Source organism: Pseudomonas sp. SL4(2022) (assembly GCF_026625725.1).
GTDB lineage: Bacteria > Pseudomonadota > Gammaproteobacteria > Pseudomonadales > Pseudomonadaceae > Aquipseudomonas.
The window spans coordinates 1,272,586-1,293,282 of the sequence record NZ_CP113060.1 but is presented as its reverse complement, the minus strand read 5'-3'; the positions used below and the strand labels follow the sequence as shown (position 1 = coordinate 1,293,282).

The 20,697-nt window shown below is 61.5% G+C and carries 18 protein-coding genes; 4 read left to right on the top strand and 14 right to left on the bottom strand.

Going from position 1 to position 20,697, the window contains the following annotated elements; genetic code table 11:
* Nucleotides 1-34: 34 nt before the first annotated feature.
* The 6 genes from hslU to betB form a co-directional block, all read right to left on the bottom strand.
* Nucleotides 35-1,375, bottom strand: coding sequence for an ATP-dependent protease ATPase subunit HslU (gene hslU, locus OU997_RS06205; protein ID WP_267809436.1), 1,341 nt, complete (start codon nt 1,373-1,375; stop codon nt 35-37).
* 27 nt (nt 1,376-1,402) lie between these two features.
* A complete protein-coding gene (gene hslV / locus OU997_RS06200; protein ID WP_090254921.1) occupies nt 1,403-1,933 on the bottom strand; it encodes an ATP-dependent protease subunit HslV in 531 nt (176 codons plus the stop codon).
* A 141-nt stretch (nt 1,934-2,074) separates the two neighbouring features.
* The gene (locus OU997_RS06195) at nt 2,075-2,752 is read right to left on the bottom strand and encodes an SPOR domain-containing protein (RefSeq protein WP_108488614.1); all 678 of its coding nucleotides are present in this window, start codon (nt 2,750-2,752) and stop codon (nt 2,075-2,077) included.
* Complete coding sequence (gene argS, locus OU997_RS06190; RefSeq protein ID WP_267809871.1) at nt 2,753-4,492, bottom strand: arginine--tRNA ligase; 1,740 nt, start codon at nt 4,490-4,492, stop codon at nt 2,753-2,755. It abuts the gene before it with no gap.
* Nucleotides 4,493-4,702: 210 nt separating this feature from the next.
* Nucleotides 4,703-6,391 carry a choline dehydrogenase gene (gene betA, locus OU997_RS06185; protein ID WP_267809435.1) on the bottom strand — a complete coding sequence of 563 codons (1,689 nt, stop codon included), beginning with the start codon at nt 6,389-6,391 and terminating at the stop codon, nt 4,703-4,705.
* A gap of 194 nt (nt 6,392-6,585) precedes the next feature.
* The gene (gene betB, locus OU997_RS06180) at nt 6,586-8,058 is read right to left on the bottom strand and encodes a betaine-aldehyde dehydrogenase (RefSeq protein ID WP_267809434.1); all 1,473 of its coding nucleotides are present in this window, start codon (nt 8,056-8,058) and stop codon (nt 6,586-6,588) included.
* A 341-nt stretch (nt 8,059-8,399) separates the two neighbouring features.
* On the opposite strand from betB, the gene OU997_RS06175 reads away from it, so the two are divergent.
* The gene (locus OU997_RS06175) at nt 8,400-9,932 is read left to right on the top strand and encodes a BCCT family transporter (RefSeq protein ID WP_267809433.1); all 1,533 of its coding nucleotides are present in this window, start codon (nt 8,400-8,402) and stop codon (nt 9,930-9,932) included.
* Nucleotides 9,933-9,971: 39 nt separating this feature from the next.
* On the opposite strand, the gene betI is transcribed toward OU997_RS06175, so the two are convergent.
* Nucleotides 9,972-10,562 carry a transcriptional regulator BetI gene (betI, locus tag OU997_RS06170; protein ID WP_108488618.1) on the bottom strand — a complete coding sequence of 197 codons (591 nt, stop codon included), beginning with the start codon at nt 10,560-10,562 and terminating at the stop codon, nt 9,972-9,974.
* 524 nt (nt 10,563-11,086) lie between these two features.
* Here betI and OU997_RS06165 point away from each other — a divergent pair.
* On the top strand, nt 11,087-12,472 hold the full coding sequence (locus OU997_RS06165; protein WP_267809432.1) for a diguanylate cyclase domain-containing protein: 1,386 nt from the start codon (nt 11,087-11,089) through the stop codon (nt 12,470-12,472).
* Between the two features lie 312 nt (nt 12,473-12,784).
* Here the strand turns inward: OU997_RS06165 and OU997_RS06160 are convergent, their stop codons facing one another.
* Together OU997_RS06160 and OU997_RS06155 are read right to left on the bottom strand one after the other, a co-directional pair.
* Nucleotides 12,785-13,711: a sterol desaturase family protein gene (locus OU997_RS06160; RefSeq protein WP_267809431.1), complete on the bottom strand. Its 927-nt coding sequence runs from the start codon at nt 13,709-13,711 to the stop codon at nt 12,785-12,787.
* 5 nt (nt 13,712-13,716) lie between these two features.
* Complete coding sequence (locus tag OU997_RS06155) at nt 13,717-14,196, bottom strand: cysteine rich repeat-containing protein (RefSeq protein ID WP_267809430.1); 480 nt, start codon at nt 14,194-14,196, stop codon at nt 13,717-13,719.
* 137 nt (nt 14,197-14,333) lie between these two features.
* Here OU997_RS06155 and OU997_RS06150 point away from each other — a divergent pair, with 137 nt between their 5' ends.
* Both OU997_RS06150 and OU997_RS06145 read left to right on the top strand, forming a co-directional pair.
* Nucleotides 14,334-15,050 (top strand): response regulator transcription factor, encoded by a 717-nt coding sequence (locus OU997_RS06150; RefSeq protein ID WP_218276636.1) that lies wholly within the window; start codon nt 14,334-14,336, stop codon nt 15,048-15,050.
* Nucleotides 15,051-15,062: 12 nt separating this feature from the next.
* Nucleotides 15,063-16,355, top strand: a complete 1,293-nt coding sequence (locus OU997_RS06145) for a sensor histidine kinase (RefSeq protein ID WP_267809429.1) — start codon at nt 15,063-15,065, stop codon at nt 16,353-16,355.
* Nucleotides 16,356-16,571: 216 nt separating this feature from the next.
* Here OU997_RS06145 and OU997_RS06140 read toward each other — a convergent pair whose 3' ends face one another.
* The 5 genes from OU997_RS06140 to OU997_RS06120 all read right to left on the bottom strand — a co-directional run bounded on the left by OU997_RS06140 (nt 16,572) and on the right by OU997_RS06120 (nt 20,651).
* Nucleotides 16,572-16,898: a hypothetical protein gene (locus OU997_RS06140; protein WP_267809428.1), complete on the bottom strand. Its 327-nt coding sequence runs from the start codon at nt 16,896-16,898 to the stop codon at nt 16,572-16,574.
* A 183-nt stretch (nt 16,899-17,081) separates the two neighbouring features.
* Nucleotides 17,082-17,555, bottom strand: a complete 474-nt coding sequence (locus OU997_RS06135; RefSeq protein ID WP_267809427.1) for a nuclear transport factor 2 family protein — start codon at nt 17,553-17,555, stop codon at nt 17,082-17,084.
* 24 nt (nt 17,556-17,579) lie between these two features.
* Complete coding sequence (locus OU997_RS06130; protein ID WP_267809426.1) at nt 17,580-17,891, bottom strand: cupin; 312 nt, start codon at nt 17,889-17,891, stop codon at nt 17,580-17,582.
* 11 nt (nt 17,892-17,902) lie between these two features.
* On the bottom strand, nt 17,903-19,966 hold the full coding sequence (locus OU997_RS06125) for a pyridoxamine 5'-phosphate oxidase family protein (protein WP_267809425.1): 2,064 nt from the start codon (nt 19,964-19,966) through the stop codon (nt 17,903-17,905).
* Between the two features lie 55 nt (nt 19,967-20,021).
* Nucleotides 20,022-20,651 (bottom strand): glutathione S-transferase family protein, encoded by a 630-nt coding sequence (locus OU997_RS06120; RefSeq protein WP_267809424.1) that lies wholly within the window; start codon nt 20,649-20,651, stop codon nt 20,022-20,024.
* Between the last annotated feature and the right edge of the window lie 46 nt (nt 20,652-20,697).

Sequence of the window (20,697 nt, the reverse complement as noted above, 5' to 3'; positions counted from 1 at the left end):
GCCTGGAGCGCATCCGGGCCAGGGGTGGGGCGCGCTACAGAATATAGCGCGAGAGGTCTTCGTCCTGCGCCAGTTCACCGAGGTGGCTGTTGACGTAGGCCGCGTCGATCACGATCGGTGCGCCATTCTGCTGGCCGGCCAGGTCGCCGGCGCTGAAGGAGACTTCTTCCAGCAGGCGTTCGAGCAGGGTGTGCAGGCGGCGCGCGCCGATGTTCTCGGTTTTCTCGTTGACCTGATAGGCAATCTCGGCGATGCGCTTGATGCCTTCGGCGACGAACTGGATGCCCAGGCCTTCGGTGTTCAGCAGCGCGGCATATTGCTCGGTGAGCGAGGCGTGTGGCTCGGTGAGGATGCGCTCGAAATCTTGTGGGGTCAGGGCTTTCAGCTCGACGCGAATCGGCAGGCGGCCTTGCAGTTCGGGCACCAGGTCGCTTGGCTTGCTCAGGTGGAACGCGCCGGAGGCGATAAACAGAATGTGGTCGGTTTTCACCATGCCCAGCTTGGTGTTCACCGTGCAGCCTTCGATCAGCGGCAGCAGGTCGCGTTGTACGCCTTCGCGGGACACATCCGCGCCACCGACGTTGCCGCGCTTGGCCACTTTGTCGATTTCGTCGATAAACACGATGCCGTTTTGTTCGACAGCTTCCAGCGCCTGCGCCTTGAGTTCGTCTTCGTTGACCAGGCGCGCGGCCTCTTCGTCGCGCACCATCTTCAGGGCTTCGTTGACCTTGAGCTTGCGGCTCTTGCGTTTGCCTTTGCCCATGTTGGAAAACAGGCTTTGCAGCTGGTTGGTCATCTCTTCCATGCCCGGTGGGGTCATGATTTCGATGCCGGCCGGAGCGTCGGCCACTTCGATTTCGATGTCCTTGTCATCCAGCTGGCCCTCGCGCAGGCGCTTGCGGAACAGCTGACGGGTGTTGGAGTCGCTGGCTGGCGCGGCCTCTTCATTGAAGCCGGTGCGGGCGGGTGGCAGCAGGGCGTCGAGGATGCGCTCTTCGGCTGCGTCTTCGGCGCGGTGGCGGACCTTGATCATCTCCTGCTCGCGCAGCATCTTGATCGCGGCATCGGCGAGGTCACGGATGATCGACTCGACATCACGGCCGACATAGCCAACCTCGGTGAACTTGGTCGCTTCCACCTTGATAAACGGAGCATTGGCCAGCTTGGCCAGGCGGCGGGCGATCTCGGTTTTGCCGACGCCGGTGGGGCCGATCATCAGGATGTTCTTTGGCGTCACTTCAGCGCGCAGCTCAAGCGGCAGCTGCATGCGCCGCCAGCGGTTGCGCAGGGCGATGGCCACGGCGCGCTTGGCGTCGTCCTGACCGATGATGTGGCGGTTGAGTTCGTGAACGATCTCGCGGGGCGTCATGGACATGCGGGTTTACTCCAGAAGAAGGCGCGCTTACTCGGCGCAGTCTTCTTCTTCGATAGTCAGGGTTTGGTTAGTGAAGACACAAATGGAGCCGGCAATGTTCAGCGCGGTTTCGGTGATTTCACGGGCGCTCAGGTCGGTTTTTTGCAGCAGGGCCATGGCCGCCGCTTGGGCGAAGCCACCGCCGGAGCCCATGGCGATCAGGCCATGCTCGGGCTCCACCACGTCACCGTTGCCGGTGATGATCAGCGAGGCGTCCTTGTTTGCTACAGCCAGCATGGCTTCCAGGCGGCTCAGCGAGCGATCGGTGCGCCAGTCTTTGGCCAACTCGACGGCAGCGCGCACCAGATGACCTTGATGCTTTTCAAGCTGGCCTTCAAAGCGTTCAAACAGGGTAAAGGCATCGGCGGTGGCACCGGCGAAGCCGGCCAGCACCTGGCCGTGGTACAGGCGGCGCACTTTTTTCGCGTTGCCTTTCATCACGGTATTGCCGAGGGACACCTGGCCGTCGCCGCCCATGACGACTTTGCCGTTGCGGCGCACTGAAACGATGGTGGTCAAGGGGAGAGTCTCCACGCAGCGGGGCGAAAGTGCCCAATGCCGAGTGAAGTGGGGGCTGAGCGCGCCGGCTTCAAGCCCTGTGTGCAGCCGGCGCCGACAAATAGTCAGCTGATAGGGTCGCAGGGCTTGTCTGGCGCGGGTCTACTGCACCTGGCGCTGCTGTAACAACAGATTGCTGAAGCCACTGCCCGCCAGCGATTTCTGCGCCTGGCCAAGCTGTTCGCGGGTGGCAAAAGGCCCGACCAGCACGCGGTGCCAGGTTTCCTCGCGTACCTTGCCGGATTCCACCTGCACGTTCTGGCCGAGCAGGATGATCTGCGCGCGCAGGGCGTCGGCGTCCTCCTTGCGGCGGAACGAGCCGGCCTGGAGGAAGAACTGCGAGCTGACCGGTCCCTTGGCCACCACCGGCGGCGGTGGCGGCACCTCGCCATTGAGCGCTGCTTCGGCGCGGGCGGCGTCGATTTTTGCGGCTTCTTCCGGGCTGACCGGTTTGGGCTCAGGCACGGCGGCGGGCTGTTCGATGGCTTGTGGCGGCAGGATCACTTCTGATTCTGGCAGCAGGGTGTAGAAGTCGTATTTGGGTTTGGCCGGTTCCTTGTCGTCGGCCGGCTGCGCGGTGGGCTTGGCTTGCTGCTTGGCCTGTTCGGGCTTGTCGCGTTTGATTTCATCGCGGCCCGGCTCCAGGCTGAACAGAAACACCATGAAGCCGCCGATCACCAAACCACTGACCAGCCAGAACCAGCCAGGCACCGGCTTTTTCGCCGGTGCCTGGTAGCGGCTGGCGCCGCGTTTGGCGGCGGGCTTCTTCTTGGCCGCCACTTACATGCGCTCCAGGGTTTCCAGACCGAGCAGCTGCAGACCCTGCTGCAGGGTGCGACCTGTGAGGGCGGCCAGGCGCAGGCGGCTGTTGCGCACGCCATTGTCCTCGGCGGCGAGGATCGGGCAATTCTCGTAGAAGCTGGAGAACAGCCCGGCCAGGTCATACAGGTAGGCGCACAGCAGGTGCGGCTCGCCCTTGTCGGCAACGCCGCCGAGCACTTCTGCGAATTGTGCGAGTTTGCCGGCCAGGTCGATTTCCTGGGCGGCCTGCAGGTCCAGCTGGCCGTCCAGCTCATCAAAGCCCTTGCCTACTTTGCGCAGCACGCTGGCCACACGGGTGTAGGCGTAGAGCAGGTAAGGCGCGGTGTTGCCCTCGAAGCTCAGCATCAGCTCGAAATTGAAGCGGTAGTCACTGGTGCGGTGCTTGGACAGGTCAGCGTATTTCACTGCGCCAATACCCACAGCGCGGGCGATCTGGCGCAGCTCGGCGTCGTCCAGTTCCGGGTTCTTGCCTTTGACCAGCGCGTAGGCGCGCTCTTCGGCTTCATCGAGCAGGTCGACCAGCTTCACGGTGCCGCCATCGCGGGTTTTGAATGGGCGGCCGTCGGCGCCGTTCATGGTGCCGAAGCCCATGTGTTCCATTTGCAGGCTGTCGGGCACGAAGCCGGCCAGACGTGCGGCGGCGAAGACCATTTGGAAGTGCAGCGCCTGGCGCTGGTCGACGAAATACAGCACGCGGTCGGCCTTCAGCACGTTGGCGCGGTAGCGCGTGGCGGCCAGGTCGGTGGTGGCGTACAGGTAGCCACCGCCAGCCTTTTGCACGATCAGCGGCAGCGGATTGCCTTCGGCGTTTGTGAACGCGTCCATAAACACGCACTGCGCGCCGTTGTCTTCGGTCAACAGGCCCTTGGCCTTGAGGTCGGCGACCACGTTGGCCAAATCGTCGTTGTAGGCGCTCTCACCCTTGACGTCGGTCATGCTCAGTTTCACGCCCAGGCGGTCATACAGCGCCTGGCAGTGGCTCAGGGAAATGTCGTTGAAACGGTGCCACAGGCGCAGGCACTCAGCGTCGCCGGCTTGCAGCTGCACCACCAGCTCACGGGCGCGTTCGGCGAACTCCGGGGAATCATCGAAGCGTTTTTTCGCCGCGCGGTAGAAGCCTTCCAGGTCGGCCAGCTCGCTTTCGGCGGCTGCCGGGTTTTCCTGCATATAGGCCAGCAACATGCCGAACTGCGTGCCCCAGTCGCCGACGTGGTTCTGGCGGATCACCTCGTCGCCGAGAAACTCCAGCACCCGTGCCACACCATCACCGATGATGGTCGAGCGCAGATGGCCGACGTGCATCTCTTTGGCCAGGTTGGGGGCGGACAAGTCGACCACCACGCGCTGCACCGGGCCGGCCTTGCGTACGCCAAGCTTGGCGTCGGCCAGTAGCGCATCTAGGCGCGCGGCCAGTGCCTGGGTGTTTTGGAAGAAGTTGAGAAAGCCCGGCCCGGCAATTTCGACCTTGCTGATGCCATCGTCGGCCGGCAGCGCCGCGATCAGCTTTTCGGCCAGGTCGCGCGGCTTCATGCCCGCCGGCTTGGCCAGCATCATGGCGATGTTGCTGGCGAAATCACCGTTGGCCTTGTCCTTGGTGTTCTCCACCTGAATGGCCGGAGTCAGGCCCTCCGGCAGCACGCCGTCGGCAGTGAGGCGGGTCAGGGCGTGCTGGATCAGGTGGCGAATGCTGTCTTTCATGGTCTGCTCGGTCGGCCGGTGGCGGCGGCGCACAATGGCGCTGGTTGAAAACTGCGCATTATCGACGCCCTTCGCCTGCAGCATCAAGCCGCCTGTGGTTTCACTTCGCTAAAGGCTGGCGCAATGGGCGGCCGATCGCGCCGTGCCGTGCCTTTATATGACAGCGCCGCAGCGGCGGAGCCCCTGCGGCGTTGAGGCGCGTGCGCCGCTTTAGGCGGAGCGTTGCGCGGTGCCACGCACGGCGGCATTACCCGCGACGAAATAGGGCGCGGTGCTGCGTGGCAGCGGGGCGCGGCCACGGATTTTGTCGGCGATTTTCTCGGCCATCATGATGGTCGGCGCGTTGAGGTTACCAGTGACGATCAGCGGCATGATCGAGGCATCCACCACGCGCAGGCCGTCGAGGCCGTGCACCCGGCCCTGACTGTCGACCACGGCCATGTCGTCTTCGCCCATTTTGCAGGAACACGACGGGTGGTAGGCCGTTTCCGCGTGTTCGCGAATAAAGGCATCCAGTTCGGCGTCGCTCTGCACATCCTTGCCGGGGCTGATTTCGCGACCGCGGTACGGGTCCAGCGCCGCCTGCGCCATGATTTCGCGGGTGATGCGGATGCCATCACGGAACTCGCGCCAGTCCTGTTCGCTGGCCATGTAGTTGAACAGAATGCTTGGGTGCTGGCGCGGGTCTTTGGATTTGACCTGAATGCGCCCACGGCTCGGCGAGCGCATGGAACCCATGTGCGCCTGGAAACCGTGTTCTTTAACCGCGTTGCTGCCGTTGTAGTTAATCGCCACGGGCAGGAAGTGATATTGGATGTTTGGCCACTCGAATTCGGCGCTGGAGCGGATAAAGCCGCCGGCCTCGAACTGGTTGCTGGCACCAATGCCCTTGCCTTGGAACAGCCACTGCGCGCCGATGGTGGGCTGGTTCCACCATTGCAGCGCCGGGTACAGCGACACCGGTTCTTTGCAGGCGTATTGCAGGTACAACTCGAGGTGGTCCTGCAGGTTCTGGCCAACGCCCGGTAGGTCATGGACCACGGGGATTCCCAGTTCATTCAGGAGGGCGGCTGAGCCGACGCCGGAGCGCTGAAGAATTTGCGGCGAGGCAATTGCGCCGCTGCACAGCAACACTTCGCGACGGGCCTTGGCAATGTGCGGGGTGTTGCTGTCACCCACCAGGTAGGTCGCGCCAATGGCCCGCTTGCCGTTGAACAGAATGCGATCGGTCAGGGCATGGGTGACGATGGTCAGGTTCGACCGCTGGCGGGCTTGGTCGAGGTAACCACGCGCAGTGCTGGAACGCCGGCCTTGGGGCGTAACGGTGCGGTCCATCGGGCCGAAGCCTTCCTGCTGGTAGCCGTTGAGGTCGTCGGTACGCGGGTAACCGGCCTGCACGCCGGCTTCGACCATGGCGTGGAACAGCGGGTTATTGCCGTTTTTAGGGGTGGTGACCGACACTGGGCCTTCGCCGCCGTGGTAATCATTGGCGCCGATGTCACGGGTTTCGGCCTTGCGGAAATACGGCAGGCAATCCAGATAACTCCAGTCTTCCAGGCCTTTCTCCTTGGCCCAGCCGTCGTAGTCCATGGCATTGCCACGGATGTAACACATGCCGTTGATCAGCGATGAGCCGCCCAGGCCTTTGCCGCGACCGCATTCCATGCGGCGGTTGTTCATGTGCGGCTCGGGGTCGGTCAGGTAGGCCCAGTTGTAGCGCCGGCCTTGCAGGGGATAGGCCAGGGCAGCGGGCATCTGCGTGCGGAAGTCCAGGCGATAGTCGGGGCCGCCGGCTTCGAGCAGCAGTACGCTGACGTCAGCGTCTTCGGTCAGGCGGGTGGCCAATACGTTACCGGCCGAGCCGGCGCCGATGATGATGTAATCGAATTCTTGGGGCATAAACGCTCCTGTGGCCGGATCTCTCCGGAGAAAACGCGATAACTGTTCCCGGATTGCATCCGGGCTACGGGGCGGTGAAGACCGGGTGATCGGGCTGCCGTATGGATAGCCGTCGGTCTGTGGGCGCGGCCGAGCGGCGTTCCGCTTTATCCGCGACACCTTTCGCGGCTAAAGCCCCTCCCACAACACAGTGCTCAGAACACCGAGGTGTAGCCGCCCATTTCCAGCTGCACCGATTTGATCCGCGTGTAGTGCGCCAGTGTGGTCAAACCGTTTTCGCGGCCAACGCCGGATTGCTTGTAACCGCCCACCGGCATTTCCGCCGGTGATTCGCCCCAGGTGTTGATCCAGCAAATACCGGCTTCCAGCTTGTGGATCACCCGGTGTGCGCGGTTCAGGTCGCGGGTGACCACGCCAGCGGCCAAGCCGTACTCGGTGGCGTTGGCGCGGCGGATCACCTCTTCTTCCGTGTCGTACACCAGAATGCTCATCACCGGGCCGAAGATTTCTTCACGCACGATGGTCATGTCGTCGGTGCAGTCGGTGAAAACCGTAGGGGCGACGTAGGCACCGTTGGCGTATTCGCCCTCGGTCACGCGCTGGCCACCGATCAGCAGGCGAGCACCTTCACTGCGGCCTTTTTCGATATAGCCGAGCACGCTGTCCATGTGCGCAAAGCTCACCAGCGGGCCGAAGTTGGTGGCGTCGTCCTGCGGGTTGCCCAGGCGAATGCGTTTGACCCGCTCCAGCACCTTGGCCTCGAAGCGTGCCTGCAACATGCGCGGCACAAACACGCGCGTGCCGTTGGTGCAGACCTGCCCGGAGCTGTAGAAATTGGCCATCACCGCGATGTCGGCGGCGCGGTCCAGGTCGGCGTCTTCGAAGATGATCAGGGGCGACTTGCCACCCAGCTCCATGGTCACTTCCTTGAGTGATGAGCTGGAGGCGCTGGCCATGACCTTTTTGCCGGTCACGGTACCGCCGGTGAAGGAGATTTTCTCGATGCCTGGGTGCTCAGTCAGCCACTGGCCGACTTCGCGGCCGCTGCCGGTGAGCACGTTGAACACGCCATCCGGCAGGCCTGCAGCGGTGTAAATTTCCGCCAGTTTGAGTGTGCTGAGTGAGGTCACTTCGCTGGGTTTGAAGATCATGGCGTTGCCGGCGGCCAAGGCCGGGGCGGATTTCCACAGGGCAATCTGGATTGGGTAGTTCCACGCCCCAATACCGGCCACCACGCCCAGCGGCTCGCGGCGGGTGTAGACGAAACTGGTGTCGCGCAGCGGGATTTGCTCGCCTTCGATGGCCGGGATCAACCCGGCGTAGTACTCCAGCACGTCAGCGCCGGTGACGATGTCGACGTAGCGCGTTTCCGAGAGTGGCTTGCCGGTGTCGAGGGTTTCCAGTTCGGCCAGCTCATCGTTGCGCTCGCGCAGAATGTCCACGGCCTTGCGCAGGATGCGCGAGCGCTGCATGGCGGTCATCGCGGCCCACACTTTCTGGCCTTCGGTGGCGCTGGCCACGGCCAGTTCCACGTCCGCCTGGCTGGCACGCTGCACCTTGGCCAGCACTTCACCGTTGGCCGGGTTGATGCTGTCGAAGGTCTCACCGCTGCTGGCCGCCACATAACGGCCTCCGATATAGAGCTGCTGTTCGTCAAAACGGGGCATGGGTGAGTCCTCTCTTATAGGTGTATTCGGTTTCAGGCGGCCGGCCATGCGCTGCAAGCCGGTGCGGCAAGGTGAAAACGAGCCTACTTTATTTTTATTGAACGTTCAAACAACAAAGAATAAGCTCGCCGCACTGACCCCTTCTGCGGCACATCGCCGCAGTGGGTAAGCCGGCTGTAAGGCCCGCCATAGAAGCGTGCCGGCAGCGGGTTAGGGTCAATCCGGCGTGCCGTCTCAGAACCAGCGGTGCGTTCGTTTCCATTGCCTTGGAGCTCATCTCCACCATGAGTACTGCTTCTCTGATAACAACAAACCCTGAGAAGGTGCGCTTGAATCCGGTTGTGTTTTACGGATCGACAGCGTTGATTCTGCTGCTGACCCTTGCATTAATCGTCTTCCCCGATGCGGCCGGTGCCTGGCTGAGCAAAGCCCAGGTGTGGCTGTCGCGCAGTTTTGGTTGGTATTACATGCTGGCCATTGGGGCTTATCTGTTCTTTGTGCTGTACGTGGCGTGCTCGCGCTACGGCAATCTGCGCCTGGGGGCTGACCACGAGCGCCCGGAGTTCAGCTATGGGGCGTGGGCCGGCATGCTGTTCTCTTCGGGGATTGGCATTTCGCTGTTGTATTTCGCCGCTTCGGAGCCGATTGATCACTTGTACAACCCGCCTGAAGGCGAGCCGGGCACGGCCTCGGCAGCCCGCCAGGCGCTGCAGCTGACCTTCCTGCACTGGGGTGTGCACGGCTGGGCGATCTACGCGCTGGTCGGTCTGGCCGTGGGGTATTTTGCCTACCGCCATCAACAGCCTCTGGCCTTGCGCTCGGCGTTGTACCCGTTATTCGGTCAGCGCCTGACCCGTGGCTGGGTCGGCAATGCGGTGGACTGCTTTGGTATCTTCGTCACGTTGCTGGGCTTGGTGACCAACCTCGGCATTGGCTCGCTGCAAGTGGCATCCGGCCTGGAGTACCTGTTCGGCATGCCCAACAGCCAGGGCGCGCTGCTCACGGTGATTCTGGTGATGAGCGCTGTGGCCACGCTGGCAGCCGTTTCCGGGGTGGAGAAGGGCATTCGTCGCCTGTCCAACCTCAATATCATCCTATTCAGCGGTCTGCTGGTGTTCGTGTTACTGGCCGGCGACACCCTGCATTTGCTCAATAGCCTGGTGCAAAACCTCGGTGACTACCTCAACGGTTTGGTGCTGAAGACCTTTGACCTCTATGTGTACACCGGGCAGTCCGGCAAGAGTGAAGCGTGGATGGGCTTGTGGACCCTGTTCTACTGGGCCTGGTGGATTTCCTGGGCACCGTTTGTCGGCATGTTTATCGCGCGGATTTCCCGTGGTCGTACCGTTCGCGAGTTAGTCAGTGGCGTGTTGCTGATTCCGCTGGGGTTCACCCTGGCCTGGCTGTCGATCTTCGGTAACAGCGCGTTGGATCTGGTGATGAATCAAAACGCCACCGATCTGGGCAAAGCCGCGCTGGAACAACCAGCCATGTCCATCTACCTGCTGCTGGAGCATTACCCCTGGTCCAAGGTGGTGATCGGTGTATCGATTTGCGTGGGCTTTGTGCTGTTCCTCACCCCGGCTGACTCTGGCTCGGTGATGCTGGCCAACCTGTCGCGTCAGGGCAGCGAGCTGGACGAAGACGCTCCGCATTGGCTGCGCATCTTCTGGAGTGTGGTCATCACGCTGGTGACCATTGGGCTGTTGTTCGCCGGTAATTTCACCGCCATGCAAACCGTGGTGGTGCTGGCGGGATTGCCCTTCTCGGTGGTGTTGCTGTTGTACATGTTCGCCCTGCTCAAGGCGATGAAGGCCGATCTGGCCGCCAGTGAGCAGCCAGCGGCAGTACCCGCTCTGCCGACGCAAGGCTGAAGCGGACTCGGGTGGTGCCCTGTGCGCCACCCGAGCTGCTTAACCCGCTTTTTCCAGCTGCATGTCCAGGTAGTCATAGGCGATCTGCATCGCCTGGCGGGTGTCGAAACCTTCACCGGACAGCGCCCCGCGCAGCCACAGGCCATCGATCAATGCCGCCAGGCCACGGGCTGCGCTGCGCGCCTGCGCCTGCGGCAACACCCGGCTGAACTGCCCGCACAGGTTGGAATACAGGCGGTGATCGTTGACCCGCTGCAAACGCCGCAGCGCCGGCTGGTGCATGCTGGTGGCCCAGAATGCCAGCCAGGTTTTCATCGCCGGGCCGTTGACCTGACTGTCATCGAAGTTGCCTTCAATAATCGCCCGCAAATGGGCGCGCGGTTGATCCGCCGGCAGGCGGGCGCGGCGTTCGCGAACGGCTTCGCTCAGCGCCTGCATCAGGTGGCGCATGGTGGCGTCGAGCAAGCCGTTCTTGTCGCGGAAATAGTGGCTGATGATGCCATTGGATACGCCGGCAATCCGCGCGATGTAGGCAATGCTGGCTTCGCTCATGCCGACTTGATCGACGGCTTCAAGGGTGGCCGCAATCAATTGTGAGCGGCGGATCGGTTGCATTCCGACCTTGGGCATCTGTTTCTCCGTCGATGGGGCTTCCCGTAATGCGCGCAGTCTAGGCCGGTTGTTGCGGCCTGATCAATCTGTCAGGGATTTAATGCTGACTGTCGGGTCATTAAGTGTCGAGGTTTATATCTCTGACTTAATGGGCGCTCGAATGCTTAAACATTCATAAGTGTATGTGGGTTGGATGAACTTTAATTTATAGAGACGCGTTTTACTATACGGCTGCGTACTGTAATTAAATTGTCACACTGGTGCGTGCCGAGTACAAAAAGATACAGAGCATTTAATGGTATGGCTTTATAAAGATGTGGCATTTCTTGAAACGAGTTTCTGCGCTAGACGGTAATTTGACGTTGGTTTAATGGCGTAAGGGGTTTCCCCTAAGGAGGCTAAATAAAACTATTCGCAATTAAAAGCAGGCTGTGAATCGCAATTAATAATTATAACGAGGACGACCCTGGCGACCCATTAAAGCTTCTGTATGTGCGATGGATGGAGTTTCAGAGAGCTAACGTATTTGGCGAGGGTTTGCTATGAGTGATATCGAATCACCTAATGCGCAGGTGTTGACGTTTTTGTTTGTGCTGTTGTTGATGAGCTTGGGCTATGCCGTGCATACCCGTCGCCAACTTCACAGTGTGGCGCGCAAGGCAGATCGTGTCTTTGCTGAGTTAAGTACGCAACTGAGTAATAATCAGGCGTTGTTACGGGCTGCTGTAGATGGCATTCATGTGCTTAATCTCAAAGGTGATGTCATTCTGGCCAATGAGGCGTTTGCCCGTATGCTCGGCTACGAACAGCATGAGGTCATGCAGTTAAATGTGCTGCAGTGGGATGCACGATTCGACCAAGAAGACTTGATCGCCAATATCCCCATGTTGCGAGGTATAGAAAGTACCTTTGAAACACAACATCGGCGTAAAAGTGGGCAAATCATTGATGTTGAAATAACCAGTGTCGGTGTAGACATTGATAGTGTGCCACTGCTGTTTTGTTCGGCGCGTGACATTACTGCGCGAAAATATGTAGAACAAAAATTATTACAAGCCGCCAGCGTGTTTCATCATTCCCACGAGGGTGTGATGATTTTTGAAAACGACGGCTCCCTGGCTGACGTTAATCAGGCCTTTAGTCGTGTCACCGGGTATTCCCGCGAAGAGGCGCTGGGCCACTGTCCGCCGCTGATCAATGCCGAGTGCAATGACGCAGAAATCTGCCAGAGCATCAAAGCTGCACTCGAGCAATCAGGTTATTGGACAGGCGAAACCTGGAACCTGCGCAAAAACGGAGAGCTTTACGTCACGCACCTCACCGTCAGCCGTGTGCCGGGCATTTCCGGGCGGGTGAATGGTCTGGTGGGTGTGTTTACCGATATTACGCCACTGAAAGACCATCAAAAACAGCTCGAAAAAATCGCCCACTATGACCCACTGACCCGTCTGCCAAACCGCGTGCTGTTTGGTGAACGCCTCAAGTTAGGGCTGCTACAGGCTATGCGACGGGACAATCTGGTAGCCGTTGTCTACCTCGATCTGGATGGTTTCAAAGCCGTTAATGACACCGGCGGGCACGTTGCGGGTGATCAACTGCTGGTTGAACTGGCTGGCAGGATGAAACATGCCCTGCGCGACGGCGACACCGTGGCCCGGATTGGCGGTGATGAGTTTGTCGCCATTCTGGTTGATCTCGAATCCGTCGAAGCCTGTGAAACCGTTCTGCACCGCCTGCTGCAGGCTGCTGCCGAACCGGTGCAATTGGCTACGCAAACGCATCAGGTGTCCGCCAGCATCGGTGTAGCGCTTTACCCGCAAGACGGTGCCGACGCCGATTTGCTGCTGCGCTGCGCCGACCATGCGATGTACCAGGCCAAGAAAACCGGGAAAAACCGCTACCACTTTTTTAACCCTCATACGCATTAGTAGCGGCTGAGCGGATAAAGCATAAATGCATGGACTCGCCTTTGTTCACGATGCAGTGGACAGAGGTGTGTGGCTGCGGCACTTGAGTTCAGAGGGTGTTAGCGTCGTTCAAGCCTTCACGGGTAATCAGCTTGGTGCGTGGTGTGAAATTGCAGTGATTTGACCACCAATTTGCACAACCACTGACCAGTCAATGGCATTCCAGCTGACCAAGCGTTTGCACTCGACTTGACCAGCGCACGCCGTCGTGACGACCGGCAGAAACCGGCCCCAAAGCGGTCATAGAGTGTCAGCAAAAGCTGGTGCGACTCACTAGTCGTTGGAGCCAAGTGGCTCTCTGTTTGATCCTTTGTTAGTCGTCGCTTTTTTGCGTGCGCCAGGCGGTGCGAACAATGCGTGCCAGACATCGCCTAGGTTGCGTGCGCTAACCACATCACGCACCAGGTTAATCCACTCATGGAAGGCGATGCGCAATGGGTTGTATGTCAGCAATGGAGTGGTCAGGCCATAGCGCGGTGGCACATCGGCGCGTTCTTCCACATAGGTACCAAACAGGCGGTCGAAGACCATCAGCACGCCGCCATAGTTGCAGTCCAGATATTCCGGGTTGCTGCCGTGATGTACGCGGTGGTTGGAGGGGGAATTGAACCATCGCTCAAACACGCTTCCCAGCTTCGGTATCCAGGTGGTGTGTAGCCAAAACTGATAGAGCAGGTTGGCCGACATCGCGAGCATCACCGCCAACGGTGAAAAACCGAGCCATACCAAAGGCGCGAAGAACACTGCCGTACCGGTGAGCTTGCCCGTCCAGCCCAGCCGCAGGGCGGTGGTCAGCGTCAGCTGATTGGGTGAATGATGCACAGCATGCGTCGCCCAGAACCAGCGCACGCGGTGGGCACTTCGGTGGTACCAGTAGTAGCAAAGCTCCTCGCCTACGAACAACAGGGCGAAGGCCCACCAGGTGTCCATCGTGATGGTGAACAGGCGGTGCTCGTAGACCCAGCCGAGCAGCAAAATCGCAAGCACCAAGCCGAGCCCGGTGGACACTGCATCGGTGATGCCGCGCCCGATTGCATCAGCGATTGACGCGGCAAAGGCTCGCCAATCATAGCCACTCGGGGTACGGCGCGAGAGGACGATGCCTTCAATGGCAGCAATACCCAGCAAGACGACAATCAAGACGCTGAGCCAAGGCCGCAGATCGGCAGTCGCGAGGTCATTCAAGGCGATGTGATCCATGATGGTCAGTCTCCAGCCGCGGTTTGGCAACCCGCACTTAACTTGGTGCGCCTATCCTTCAGGCACTGTTTCTTATCCCCCTCATTCGGTATGTCTGCGCACAACTGCTGCATTTCGGCTGCACAGGTGTCGATCTTATTGAGCTGGAATTGGCATGCCGCAGACAACTGACGGGTGTTCTCGCGCAGGCAGGTGACGATGCGCCCCTCGCCAGGTCGCTGGCCGGTGCAAAATTTTCGGGCATCGCTGCGGCAGGCCTGTGCCAGGGTGCGTTCGCTCGCCGTTACAGGGGCGCTGGCCCATAGCATCGCGGCACATAGTCCACCTAGGGCGAGGGTTCGGGGGAGGTCGGCAAATCGTCGAGTGTGCATTACATACGTCTTGGTGTTTTGGTGGCTGTGATGGTCTTGGTCATGACGCGCGGATGCTGGTGTGACGACGGCATCCATGGCTGAGGCAAAGGGCCGTGAGTGAACCTTGTGCATGGCGGACTCTTATGGGAGTGTGAAAGACAGATGCATCGCACTGAGCATGTGCAAATATTAAGTGCCGCCCGGTGCTGTGCGCGTCTACGAAAAACGACGAATTGCGACAGCGCTGTCGTATAGCCAAATAAAGGGCCATGCCGCGAATGCAACCGCAGATCCTTATCGTCGATGACGATGCCGAACTGTCCGCCATGCTGGTGGAGTTGCTGGCACGCGAGGGCTGGTCCACGCAAACGGCATTGAGCGCGGGCGATGGCGAGCGAGCACTAGCGGCAGGCCAGCCGGACGTCGTTCTGCTTGATGTAATGCTGCCTGACGGTAATGGTTTCGAACTTGCGCGCCGCTGGCGTGCGGCGTACTCGGCCCTCGGCCTTGTGATGCTCACTGCTCGTGGCGATCCAATGGACCGCGTGCTCGGACTGGAGATTGGTGCCGACGATTACCTGGCCAAACCTTTCGAGCCCCGTGAGCTGGTGGCACGTGTTCGTGCGCTGCTGCGCCGCGCGAAACCGGAGCGTGCAAACACCGCTGTGCTGCGTTTTGCAGGACTGTCGATTGATTTCCTCAAGCGTGAAGTCATCGCCGACGGCGGTGTCGTGACGCTCACCAGTATTGAATTCAAGTTGCTCGTTGCGCTGGCCAAGCAGCCTGGCACCCCGCTGACACGCGAGGCGCTTTCCGAGGCGGTGCAAGTAGGCAGCTACCAACCGCAGGAGCGTACTGTCGACGTGCAGATTGCGCGGTTGCGGCGCAAGCTGCGCGACGCGAGCATGGGCACCCAGTGGATCGACACCGTGCGCGGTGAGGGGTATGCCTTCATACCACGTGGAACCGGTGCCCGTGCGTCTTAGCGAGTTAGCCCGATGAGCCGCTACGGCAGTTTGTTTGCGCGCCTGCTCGCGGCGCAAGTGGCGGTGGCCATCGTGCTCACCGTGATGCTGGCGATGATCTTCTACGCGGAGCGCCACCGCACGGTGGCGCAGCTTGTTGTATCACGCTGGGCACCCGCCTTGATGCTCGTGGCACAAGGGGCTCCGATGGAGAAGGCACGGCAAATTGCGCCCGGCCCCTTGCAGGCCTCGGATCAGCGACCTGGTGAGGTGTTCGGGATCGCATCACTGACGCCGCGCCGATTGATTGTCAGCCAGACATTGATTGAGGCCGGATTGCCGGTGGCAGACCTGGTATTCGGTCGTATGCGGGACGTCACGGCGGTAGCGCCGACGCTTTGGTTGGCGCTACGCGGCACAGACGGCAGCGTGCGCTGGGTGGGTTTTGAAAGTGCCATTGTCGAAGAAGCGCTGGGCGAGCGGGTGTTGATCGCAACGCTACTGCTGGTCGGACTGGCTATAGCTGCTAGTGCGTTGATCGCACATCGTCTGGCACAGCCACTCGAAGCCCTGCGCGCGCGTATTGCGGCCGACGATGTATCCAGCGACCCGTTGCCACACGCTAGCGCGGAAGTCCAAGCGATCGACGAAGCCTGGCGTACGCTGCGGCAGTCCCTTGATCAGCAAGAGCGCGAGCGTGCATTGCTATTGGCGGGCGTGTCGCATGATCTTCGAAGCCCGCTCGGCCGGATTCGCATGGCGGCCGAGCTTTTGCCTGAGGGCGATGGCATTGCCCCGAAGCGCGAAGTCATCGTGCGTAATGCGCTGCAAGCAGATCGGCTCGTAGGAAGCTTTCTCGACTATGTGCGCAGTGGTGAGCTGTGTCTGGACGAGACGGTGGATGTGGCCTTAGTGGCAAACAGCGTAGTGGCGCAGCAGCAGCGCGCCGATACGGAGTTGCTGGTTGAAGTACCGCCGTCGCTCATCGTGCCTCACGCCAGTGGCGTGCTGCTTGAACGCGTGATTGGCAACCTACTCGACAATGCTTTTACCCACGGTCAGCCACCGGTGCGATTGACCGTGAGTACGGCGGGTCTCAGGGCTTTGATTGAGGTCGAGGACTGTGGGTCGGGTATCGCACCGGAAGATCAGAAGGCCATGCTGCAAGCCTTTGCACGTGGCGATATGGCCCGCCGGCACCCGGGTTTGGGCCTGGGGTTGGCAGTTGTGCAGCGTGTTGCAATACGAATGCGCGGTAGCGTTACGTTCTCCTGTTCGCCTGATGCTGCAAGGACCATCGTGCGATTTGAGTGGCCGATAGGTTGACGCAGCTAATTGAATCCCCCAGCTTTTCTAAGCGCCCGAATGACTGCTCATGGCCGCCTTCAGCCTGTTGCGACAGGCGACTCTCGGCCACAAGCGGACAGATCTATTCCAAGCCAAACGGATTCACTTTGAGGCGCGGAGGGCTCTAGCGAATCCGGGGCTATTCATTGAGCCAGTTGAGCAGAGGATATTGGTTCACAATTGTGGATATGTTTTTCAGTGCTGCGAGCCCAACTGGGAAACCTCAGTGCGAAGTGCTTTAGGCAGCTGGTTGCGACGTACTTCGCGGATTTGGCCCTGCTCATCCTCAACCAGATAGGCCGTGCCGCTTTGGCCAAGGCCCTGCTGAACCATTTCGCCACTCATGTAGCCGATACCGGCACCGATCAGCGCGCCGACCGGGCCGCCTGCAGCACCGCCGAGCAGGACGCCTACACCGCTGCCAAAGACTTCTCCGGCGCGGTTGTCTTCTGTGGTGCCGACGATCTCGGCGGCATTGGCCAGGGGGGCGATCAGGGCCAGGGCAAGCAGGAATTTGTTCATGGTGCAGTTCTCCGTAAGGCGATGTGAGGGGCTGTTCAGCCGACGGAGATAGGTTCTCAAAATGCTGATTCAGCAAGAATAACCATGATTAGCACTGCTTAATTTCATATAAAGAAATAGAACAAGCATGAAAAAGCCCTCTGAAGAGGGCTTTTTACAGGGGCAGATAGTGCGCTGAATCATTCAGAGACCGAGCTGGCTCAGGCCGGGATGCTCCTCGGGGCGGCGCCCCTGTGGCCAGTGGAACAGCCGCTCGTCCTCGCGGATCGGCAGGTCATTGATGCTGGCATGGCGCACCTGCATCAGCCCGTGATCGTCGAACTCCCAGTTCTCGTTGCCGTACGAGCGGTACCACTGACCGTTCTCGTCATGCCACTCGTAGGCAAAGCGCACGGCAATGCGGTTGCCGTCATGGGCCCAGAGCTCCTTGATCAGGCGGTACTGCTGTTCACGCTGCCATTTGCGGGTGAGGAAGTCGCGGATCTGCTCGCGGCCGCGCGGGAACTCGCTGCGGTTGCGCCACTGACTGTCAGCGGTATAGGCCAGCGCCACCCGCTCGGGGTCGCGGCTGTTCCAGCCATCCTCGGCCATGCGCACTTTCTGCGCGGCGGTTTCACGGGTAAAGGGCGGGAAGGGAGGGCGTGCTTCGGGATGCATGGGGAGGCTCCTTAGGTGAAAGGTTCAGACGCTGCCGGCGGTTTCGATGACCAGCACCCGCGCCACCCCGACAGGGTGGGCGACATGCTCGGTGCCGCGACTGGCATAGAAGATGTCGCCACAGTCGAGCAGGCACTCAAGTTCCTGCCCATCCTGGCGGTAGAGCATGCGCACCTGTCCATCGAGCACGACAAAGACTTCCTCGCAGTCGTTGATGTGCCAGCGGTAGGGCTGGTCGGTCCAGTGCAGGCGGGTGGTGATGTCGTTCATGCTGGCGATGTCGAGCGCGCCCCAGGCACGCTCGGCGGTAAATTCCCTGCTGCGGATGATCTTCATGGGCGACATTCCTAGAGGTCGAGGACCAGTGGTTGCGTTCCGTCCTTGCCAGCGGCGGGCACGGCGCAGCAGATCAGTGCCTCACCCTCGACCGGCAGGTTGGCCGGCGGCTGCGGGTAGGTCACCTGACCGCTGACGATGCGTGTGCTGCAGATGCCACAGGTGCCGCCCCGGCAGCTGAACTCCGGGGTCAGGCCGCGGCTCTCGGCCAGCTCCAGCAGGCTGCCGCTGCCGGGCAGCCAGCGGGCTTCCTTGGCCGAGTGCTCGAACAGCACGGGCACAGGGATGCTGGCTGCCGGTGGCCAGTCCTGTGTCGGACCGGCCTTATCCGGGTGCCGCTTGAGGCTGGAGGGACCGAAGGTTTCGGCATGCAGGCGGCTGTCGCTGATGTTCAGCTCGCGCAGGCCGTCATACAGGTCCTGAGTAAAAGCGGACGGCCCGCACAGCACGAAGTCATAGTCGTCGAAGGGCAGCACGGTCTTGAGCAGCGTCACATCGATGCGCCCGTGCAGGTCGAAGTCCAGCCCCTCCTGCAGCCCGGTCTCGGGCTGGCTGAGCACCCGCAGCCAGTGCAATGTCTCGCCGCTCTCCTGCTCAAGCTCCTGCAACTCGCGGCTGAAGGCCAACTCCGCCTGCTGGCGGGCGCTCTGCATCAGCCAGACGGTGCGGCGCCGGCGCAACCGGCGATTCTGGTAAGCCACCTCGCGTAGCATGCTCAGCAGCGGGGTGATGCCCACGCCTGCGGCCAGCAGCACCAGCGGCCGGCGCTGCTCGGGGGCGAGCACGAACTGGCCCTGCGCGGCCTTGGCCTCCAGCAGACTGCCAACCTTGATCTGCTCATGCAGGTAGGCGGACGCCAGTCCGTCGCGCTTCACGCTGATGCGCAGGAAGTCATCGGACGGCGCGCTGGACAGGCTGTAGGTGCGGACGACCGGGTGCGCCTGCCCGGGAATCGTCAGGCGCAGGGGCAGATGTTGCCCCGCCGAGAACGCCGGCCAGCCTCCGGCATCGGCCGGCTGCAGATAGAACGAGCGGATGCTGGCGCTTTCCTCGACCACCCGGGCCACCCGCAGGGGCCGCCACTGATCGCGCTGGGCCTGTGCCTGCAAACGCGCCGCGGCCTGCGCCCAACTGCCGGTCATCAGGCTGTTGGGCGAGTAACTCTGGAAATCCCAGCGCAGCGCCAGCGCGCCGCGCCGGCGGACCACCTGCTCGACCTCCACATGCCAGAGCCGTTCGGCGCCCTGGAAGGCACGGATTTCCTCACCCTCCAGGGTTAGCTCGGTGCGTCCGCTGAGCTGCAGCAGATCACCCGTGGCGAAGTCGATGAACAGCAGACCGGCCTGTGGGTTGAGCAGCAGGTTGCCGAGGGTGTTGAAGTGCAGGTTGCCGGCAAAGTCCGGGATGCTCAGGCGGTTGCCCTGCACCCGCACGAAACCGGCCTGGCCTCCGCGGTGGGAAACGTCCACCGCCAGTCGGCCATCCGTCAGGGTGACGTAGCTGGCGACAAAGAACGTGTCGGCGTCGGCAATCATCTGCTGCGCCGACTCATCCAGATGATCCAGCTGCTCGACCACCACCGCCGGCAGTTTCTGGCGGGCGGACAGCTGGTGCTGGCGCAGCTGGATGTACTGCGGGCAGTTGCCGAATGCCTGATCCACGGCGATGCCAAGACCCTGAGCGTCACGCCCGGCCACCTGGCCGTTCAGGCGATTGCGCCGGCGGGTATGCAGCTCGATGCCGAGCAGGCCGACGGCCGCACCGTCCTGCAGCGCCTGCGCCGCCGGGTCGCCCGCGCCGAGCGGGCTGTCCAGCCGCAGCAGGCGCGGTTCAGGCGAATGGGCAAAGCCGACCGGGCCCTCGAGGATGCTGGCCCAGGGGCGCCCCACGGCATCGACCGAGCCGAGCAGTACGAACGGCAGTTGCCGGTAGAAATCGCGATGCTGGTCGGGCATGTGGTCGCGGATCACCCTGCGACCGAATACGTCCATGCGCTCGGCCACGCCTGCGCGTTCCTGCAGCTGCTTTTCCCCGGCGTGCCAGGGAGATGAATCGGGCGGCAGTGGGCTGGTCATGGCGGGCTCCGCTGAATGAAAAGGCCGGCGCGGCTGGTGGCCGCGCCGGGGTAACTCAGGCGCTTTGCAGGCCGACGGCAGTGCGCTGCATCGGCACGAAGCCCGGCAGTGCTTCGATGCGGGCCAGCCAGGCACGCACCTGCGGGTAGTCGGCCAGCGACACATTGCCCTCCGGCGCGTGGGCGATATAGGTATAGCTGGCGACATCGGCCAGAGTCGGCAGGTTGCCCGCGAGGAAGGGACGGCCGGTCAGCTCCTGCTCGACCACCTTGAGCAGGGCATAGGAGCGGGCAATGGTCGATTCGGCGTCATAAGGCGCACCGAACACGGTGATCAGGCGGGCGGTAGCCGGGCCCGAGGCAATCGGCCCGGCGGCGACGGACAACCAGCGCTGTACCTGCGCACCTGCCAGCGGCTCCTTGGGCAGCCACTGGTCGCTGGTGTCGTACTTCTTCGCCAAGTACACCAGGATGGCGTTGGAGTCGCTCAGCACCACGCCGTTGTCATCGATCACCGGCACCTGGCCGAAGGGGTTCATGGCCAGGAATTCGGCCGATTTGTGCGCGCCCTTGGCCAGATCGACGAACACCAGTTCGGTCGGCACATTCAGCAGCGACAGGAGCAGCTCGACGCGATGGGCGTGGCCGGAGAGGGGATGACGGAAGAGTTTGATCGGCTTGGACATGGTGGACTCCGCAGTGGGCTGGGTGAAACAGCGGCACCGGGTGTGC

Bases quoted from the DNA above. Each gene is read 5' to 3' on its own strand.
- hslU (WP_267809436.1), bottom strand. From the start codon at position 1,375: ATGTCCATGACGCCCCGCGAGATCGTTCACGAACTCAACCGCCACATC.
- argS (WP_267809871.1), bottom strand. From the start codon at position 4,492: ATGAAAGACAGCATTCGCCACCTGATCCAGCACGCCCTGACCCGCCTC.
- betA (WP_267809435.1), bottom strand. From the start codon at position 6,391: ATGCCCCAAGAATTCGATTACATCATCATCGGCGCCGGCTCGGCCGGT.
- betB (WP_267809434.1), bottom strand. From the start codon at position 8,058: ATGCCCCGTTTTGACGAACAGCAGCTCTATATCGGAGGCCGTTATGTG.
- betI (WP_108488618.1), bottom strand. From the start codon at position 10,562: ATGCCCAAGGTCGGAATGCAACCGATCCGCCGCTCACAATTGATTGCG.
- OU997_RS06165 (WP_267809432.1), top strand. From the start codon at position 11,087: ATGAGTGATATCGAATCACCTAATGCGCAGGTGTTGACGTTTTTGTTT.
- OU997_RS06160 (WP_267809431.1), bottom strand. From the start codon at position 13,711: ATGGATCACATCGCCTTGAATGACCTCGCGACTGCCGATCTGCGGCCT.
- OU997_RS06155 (WP_267809430.1), bottom strand. From the start codon at position 14,196: ATGCACAAGGTTCACTCACGGCCCTTTGCCTCAGCCATGGATGCCGTC.
- OU997_RS06150 (WP_218276636.1), top strand. From the start codon at position 14,334: ATGCCGCGAATGCAACCGCAGATCCTTATCGTCGATGACGATGCCGAA.
- OU997_RS06145 (WP_267809429.1), top strand. From the start codon at position 15,063: ATGAGCCGCTACGGCAGTTTGTTTGCGCGCCTGCTCGCGGCGCAAGTG.
- OU997_RS06140 (WP_267809428.1), bottom strand. From the start codon at position 16,898: ATGAACAAATTCCTGCTTGCCCTGGCCCTGATCGCCCCCCTGGCCAAT.
- OU997_RS06135 (WP_267809427.1), bottom strand. From the start codon at position 17,555: ATGCATCCCGAAGCACGCCCTCCCTTCCCGCCCTTTACCCGTGAAACC.
- OU997_RS06130 (WP_267809426.1), bottom strand. From the start codon at position 17,891: ATGAAGATCATCCGCAGCAGGGAATTTACCGCCGAGCGTGCCTGGGGC.
- OU997_RS06125 (WP_267809425.1), bottom strand. From the start codon at position 19,966: ATGACCAGCCCACTGCCGCCCGATTCATCTCCCTGGCACGCCGGGGAA.
- OU997_RS06120 (WP_267809424.1), bottom strand. From the start codon at position 20,651: ATGTCCAAGCCGATCAAACTCTTCCGTCATCCCCTCTCCGGCCACGCC.